Raw genomic sequence first — 6,557 nt, forward strand, 5'->3', positions numbered from 1 at the left:
CTCTTTTATTACGCTGGCAACACTATCTCCTTGTGGCGATCGCTGTCTCGTGAGAGTATTGGCAAAAATAAATAACCTTTTATTAGATCACGAAAGACTTTTGCAAGAGGTCTAGTAATTATACTTGTCCCTAAAACTGGTTTCTAGCAAGGCTTTCAAAATATCTTGACATAAAACCTGATTTAGGGGTTACAAAGGTGAGATGCTCCCATTTCAGACATTTATTCTCTTTGCTTTTATTTTACCTCAATATTCTATCATCTAGAATGAAATAGCCCTGCCAGGAGAGTCCTCCCACAGAATCAATACTAATGGCTACTTGACAACCACCTACTGAACGGTTACGATTAACGTTTATGCAAAAATTAAGGTTAGGATAAAATGTCAATAAAAATCACAGAAATACAAGCCTCCGATGGCGCAAAAATTTATATGCAGTACGAAGAAGGTGATAGGGAGCAATTGCAAGCAGTAGGATTTTTAGAGGATATAGAAGAAAGAACAAAAAATTTTCAAGCAGGAGTTACTAATATTGTTAATGAATATGCACAATTGTTATTAACTTCGATAAAACAGGGAGTTTCCCAAGCCAATCCACCCAGTAAGGTTACTTTAGAATTTGGGTTACAAGTTGGGGGCGAAACGGGGATTCCTTTGGTGACAAAAGGTTCAGCACAAGCTAATATTAAAGTTGCTATTGAATGGCAATTTAACCAAGATAAGGGAGGTTAGTATGCAAGTTCAAATCGAAAAACGCTATTACACGCCTGAAGAATATTGTCAGCTAGAAGAAATAGCAGAATACAAAAATGAATATCTAGATGGAGAAATTACTCCAATGGTAGGAGCAACTACTAATCATAATCTGATTGCTTTAAATTTCTGTAGGAATTTTCCGACTAAGATTAACAATCAAGATTATTGGGCTTTTATGAGTGATGTACGGTTATGGATGCCAAGATATCGCTTTTATACTTATCCTGATGTCATGGTGATTAAAGACAAACCATTATATGAAGGAAAAGGCACAAACACTGTAACTAATGCGTTAATCATTGTCGAGGTTTTATCGAAATCAACTAGAGATTATGACCGTACTGATAAGTTTAAGTTTTATCGCTCAATTCCTGAGTTTAAAGAATATATTTTGATTGATCAATACCGTTATTATGTTGAACAATTTTATCAACAAAATAATGGGGAATGGTTGTTTAAAGCCTCTGAATCAGACAAGGATACTTTAAGGTTTAATTCTGTGGATTTTCAAATGTCATTGCTGGATATTTATCAACGCATTGATTTTAATTTAACTGAAGAATAATGATTAAATCCAATCTCGACTATCTACAAGAATCAATGGTTAAAATCCTCAATGAAAAAGGGGATACGCTGGGTTCTGGGTTTATTATTCGAGAAGATGGTTATCTCATTACCTGTCATCACGTTATCTATCTTTTACCCTCTTTAAGAGTAAATTATCAAGGGAAAGAATACGCATCTCAATGGTGTCAAGAATATTCTAATCCAGAAGTTGATATTGCTATTCTTAAGATTAAGATTGAGAGTGCTAAACCTGTGAAGATTGTTAATTTTCAAGCTGGGTTAAATTGCGTCACAGTTTATGGATTTCCTAGAGAAAAAGAGAAGAATTTTCCAGAAGGATTTGATGTGAATGCCGATAAAATTACTGTCAGTGCGCCTTTAAATCTGCTTTCGACTTATCCTAATAATAAGATTGAATATAAGAATCCTTGGAATAAATTACCTGATAAATCTTCTAATTTTCTGACTCACAGAATTAATGCTAAGGTTGATAGGGGTACAAGCGGAGGTGCTGTTTTTTCGGAAGAATTAGGAGGAGTTTTAGGGGTTATTCAATCGAGTAAAACTGATGAAAGTTATGTGATTCGGTGGGATAATATTTTAGATATTTTAGATAAACTGGGGTTAGAACCTACCAAAAATGCTGTTTGTCGATTTTTAGAAAAAATTCAAGATGAATTTCAATATCTTCAATTCTTTCATACTCGTCAAAAAATCTCGTTATTAAAGCAATATATTCCTATTGAAGTTACTTTAGAAAGACGCTATAACCATGAGATTGAAACATGGCAAGCTTATACAGGTGATGAGGGAACATTAAAGAAAATCTATGCCTTAAAAGGGTTTACTGAGGAACAGCAACGGGAAGAAAGTAAAAAAGTGCAAGTTGATTGGGAAGAAGCCAAGGATAAACACAATAAAATGATGATTCTTGCTGATCCTGGAATGGGTAAATCAACTCTTTTAAGGATGGAAGCATTAAAAATTGCTAGGGAAGAATTAGGGAAGTTAGGTGTTAATACTCCTCAACCCTTCTTAAACAATCGGGAGAAGGTTAAGGTTAAGGATGTGATTCTTCCTTTGTATTTTCGGCTATCTGAGTTAGCAAATAAATTAGCAGAAAAAAATGATGATATTATTAACATAATACCTCAGTTAATTGATAAAAGTTTTCAGATTGAGTCTATTGTCAAAGAAAAGCTAGAACAGGGCAAATGTGTCTTATTTTTAGATGCTTTAGACGAAGTTTCTTCTGTGCAACTACATAAGCTAAATACAAAACTTGAGCATTTTTTAGATAATTCTCCTTGTAAAATTTATCTAACTTCTCGCATTGTGGGTTATAGTGGCAAATTTTCAGGGAAAGTTAAAGAGGTAGAAATTGTTCCCTTTACTGATAAAAAAATAGCTGAATATATCAAAACCTGGTTTGTTAATGCGGAAGATTATCTAGAGAATGATTTGGTATCAGCAGCAGGTTTAATTGAGGAGTTGAAAAATAAACCGCAAATTCAGGGTTTAGCACAAAATCCTTTATTACTTTCTTTGATTTGTAGTCTCTATCAAACTCAGGATTTAATTTTACCAGCAAAACGTAATGAAGTATATAAACAAGCAGTTGATTATATGCTGCGTGATTGGGTAGAAAATAGAAAGCTAGTATCAGTATCAGGCGGAAAGCGGATAGCGAAGATCAGATTATTAGAGATGGTGGCTTATGAATTATCTTGTCGAGAAGAAGAAATTTTTATTTTTAAAGAAGAAGACTTTTTTAATGTTTTAGAAAGATATTTACGTCATGAAGAAGTATCAACAATTTTCCGGGAATTAAATAGTGATGAATTGATGATACAGTTGTGCGAAGAAGATGGTATTATTCAGAAGTTTCATGAAAAAGGAGATCAATATCTATTTTTACATCGCACTTTCCAGGAGTATTTTACCGCTTGTTATCTTTATCAACGGATCAAGAAAAATCAAGAGGATGGAATTGCGTTAGTCAAGGCGCATTTCTGGGATCATGATTGGCATGAGACGATTATTTTGTTAGCGGGGATGATGTCTGATGCTAGTCTTTTGTTAGAAGCAATTTTACAGGAAAAAGATGATATTTTTGCGACTTTATTGATACTGGCTAGTAACTGTCTGGCGGAAAGTAAAAATATTCAAGATTCTCTGATTAATCAGATAGTCGATAAGCTTTATAAGGTGTGGCAGCGTGATTTTAGTTTAGAGTATATCAACAAGACAATGGTGACATTAGGGAAGACTTTTCCCGTGATGAGAAGACGATTAGAAAACGCACTTAAGGATTCACCTTGGTATGTCAGAGATAGTAAATTTAATGCAGCAGAATTGTTAGGTAAAATCGGCAATCCTGAATCGATATCCGCTTTAAGTGCGGCATTAGATGATTCGGAAAAGAGAATTAAAGAGTCTGCTGAATATGCTTTGCGAAAGGTAGATAAAGAAGATCGCCATATACTCATTTTTGGGATGATCGATAGAGAAGAAGCTTTCAGAGGTTGGGCATTAAAAGCATTAGGAGAAATTGGCAATCCCAAAGCATTACCAACTATTATTCGGGCGTTAAATTATTCAGATTGGTTTAGAGATAATGCTGCAATAATTTTAGGAAAAATTAACAAAAAGCAATCTTTAGCTTTACCCTCTTTAATTTCAACACTATCTGATTCTGAAAAAAGTGTCAAATTTTGGGGAGTGAAAGCTTTAGGTGAAATTGGTATTGGTAATTCGGAAACAATACAAGCTTTGATTACAGCACTTAATGATGTGAAAACTAGAAACAATGCAGTAGAAGCGTTAGAACAAATTAACAATTCAGCAGTAGTATCAGCTTTAATCGAGACAATTAAAAATTCAGATGGGGATTTCAGAAGTTATGCAGCAGTAGCTTTAAGTAAGATTACTAATCCAGATGCAGTACCAGTGTTAATAGAAGCAGTGAATCATTCAGCTTTTCATGTTTATATTAGATACTTTGCGGCAGAAGCTTTAGGTAATATTGGCAACCCAGAAGCCGTGTCTGCTTTAATTGCGGTGCTGAATGATTCAGAAATAAATGATATATATTATGCAGCAGATGAACTTGTCAGAAATAAGGCAGTAGAAGCATTAAGTAAAATTGGAACTCCACAAGCGGTGTCAGGTTTAATTGAGGCACTAGCACTTAAGAATCCTTATCAGGAAGTCGCAGGTAAAGCGGCAGAAGCTTTATTAAAGATTGGCACTGAGGAAGCCTACTTAGGTTTAATGACAGCACTTAATCATTTAGATGAAAATGTTAGGAAATATGCGGTAGAAGCGTTAGGAAAAATTAACAACATTGGCAGCACAGCAGCGATGCCTATTTTAATCGAGGCACTAAATAATCCTTATCAGGAAGTTAGAAGCTATGCAACGATGATTTTTGCACATTTTCCTTTGGCGTTGGTGGTTAATCCAGAATCTAGACAAGCTTTTATTGTTGCGTCGCTTAATGATTCAGATAAGACTGGTAGAGACTGTGTAGAAACCGCTTTAAGCTTGCTTCTTAATCCAGAAGAAGTATTAGCTTTAATGACAGCACTAAGCAATTCAGATGAAACTGTCAGAAGTAATGCCATGGAATCTTTGGGCGAAACATTAGACAAAATTGGCAACCCAGAAACGATGTCAGGTTTAAGTATGGCACTAGAAGATTCAAATAATCTTCTCAGATGCTATTCGGCAATATTATTAACAGTTTATTTAAAAGGAAAAGGTAATCCAGAAGCTTTACCAATTTTAATCAAAGCACTTAATCATTCAGATGAGTATGTTAGACGCATGGCTGTAAGTGCTTTAGGTGAGAGCGACAATCCAGAAGTAGTGCCAGCTTTAATTATGATGCTAAATGATTCGGATTATGATGTCAGAGGCAGAGCAGTAATGGCTTTAGCAAATATCAGTCATCCAAAAGCGATACCAGCCTTAATTGAAGCTTTGAATGATGTAAATAAATATGTCAGATTTATGTCAGCAGATGCTCTAAGCAAAATAGGCAATTTAGAAGTGATACCAACTTTAATTGAGGGGTTAAATGATTCAGAAGAGATTTTTAGATTGCCCACGATTTGGATGGTAATTCATTTAAGTAGGATAGACAATTATATATTGATACCAGTTTTAATTGAAGCACTGAATAACTCCGATAAGAATGTCAGAGCGTTAGCAGCACAAACTTTAGGAAATATCGGCAACTCGGAAGCAATACAAGCTTTAATTGAGACATTAAATGATGAAGATGATCAGGTTCAATACATTGCTCAACTCGCTTTAAGCCAAATAGGCAATTCAAAAACAATATCAGCTTTAATCGATGTGATGAAATATTCAGAGAATGCCGAATACAGGGCATCAAGAGCGTTAGTTGATATTGGTAATTCAGAAGTGGTATCAGCTTTAATCGAGTTGCTGAATCATTCAGATTGGCGTGTCAGAGGTGGTGCGGCAAGAGCGTTAGGTGAGATAGGCAACCTAGAAGTATTACCAGCTTTAACAGAAGCACTGACAGATGCAGATGATTATGTTTTAGAATTCGTAGCAGAAGCATTAGAAAAGATGGGCGACTTAAGAACCTTGAAACAAATTATTTATCGTTGGGATATTGATATTTATGAATCTAATATTTTTCAGCTTGCCAGAAAACTTGCCATCCGCTATCGCAAAACTAAAAACTCAGTTATTCCAGTTTATCGTCAGCGATTTAGATTTCTCGTAAAGCGCATTAGAGGAATTATTGTTATGTTAATCTCATCATTAAGAGACAAATAAAATCGTGACTATTGCAGACTCGCAATTCCCACCCAGAAAGCCAAGCCGAAACCTGACTTGATGGTTTATCCTGAAAGAATGGAGAAGACGATAAAACACTTGAGTAAAAAGATACGGTTCTTCGGTTTGTCTTATGCAATGGACGGGGGTTATAAGGAATGAAACCAGAAGTGTTGAACGGGGAAAAAAGTCGTACAAAATTTGATATTATAGATAAGAAAACAAAGTAAATATACACCAATAAATGTGAATAAGCCATGCTAACAATTTTCCCAAAACTAATGAAAGAGCTTCTCAAGCCACTCCCCAAAAATGACTATCCCGCATTAAGTACATTTACTTTTGTGTCCTGTTGGATAGGTTTTGCACTGGATAAAAGTATCGTCAGCATGAGAGACTTAAGCGCACGCCTGAAAATG

At 35.1% G+C, this 6,557-nt stretch carries 3 protein-coding genes; all 3 read left to right on the forward strand.

Going from position 1 to position 6,557, the window contains the following annotated elements:
- The first annotated feature begins 381 nt into the window (after positions 1-381).
- The 3 genes from H6G48_RS25440 to H6G48_RS25450 are packed head-to-tail and all read left to right on the forward strand — an operon-like array spanning position 382 to position 6,138.
- Positions 382-732: a CU044_2847 family protein gene (locus H6G48_RS25440; RefSeq protein ID WP_190723818.1), complete on the forward strand. Its 351-nt coding sequence runs from the start codon at positions 382-384 to the stop codon at positions 730-732.
- 1 nt (position 733) lies between these two features.
- Positions 734-1,321, forward strand: coding sequence for a Uma2 family endonuclease (locus tag H6G48_RS25445; protein WP_190723819.1), 588 nt, complete (start codon positions 734-736; stop codon positions 1,319-1,321).
- Complete coding sequence (locus H6G48_RS25450; RefSeq protein WP_190723820.1) at positions 1,321-6,138, forward strand: HEAT repeat domain-containing protein; 4,818 nt, start codon at positions 1,321-1,323, stop codon at positions 6,136-6,138. Before H6G48_RS25445 ends, H6G48_RS25450 begins: the two co-directional genes overlap by 1 nt.
- The last annotated feature ends 419 nt before the right edge of the window (positions 6,139-6,557 follow it).

This window comes from Microcystis flos-aquae FACHB-1344 (assembly GCF_014698375.1).
GTDB lineage: Bacteria > Cyanobacteriota > Cyanobacteriia > Cyanobacteriales > Microcystaceae > Microcystis > Microcystis aeruginosa.

What these genes read in the sequence shown, in the direction of transcription:
- H6G48_RS25450 (WP_190723820.1), top strand. Translation starts at nt 1,321, where the DNA reads ATGATTAAATCCAATCTCGACTATCTACAAGAATCAATGGTTAAAATC.
- H6G48_RS25445 (WP_190723819.1), top strand. Translation starts at nt 734, where the DNA reads ATGCAAGTTCAAATCGAAAAACGCTATTACACGCCTGAAGAATATTGT.
- H6G48_RS25440 (WP_190723818.1), top strand. Translation starts at nt 382, where the DNA reads ATGTCAATAAAAATCACAGAAATACAAGCCTCCGATGGCGCAAAAATT.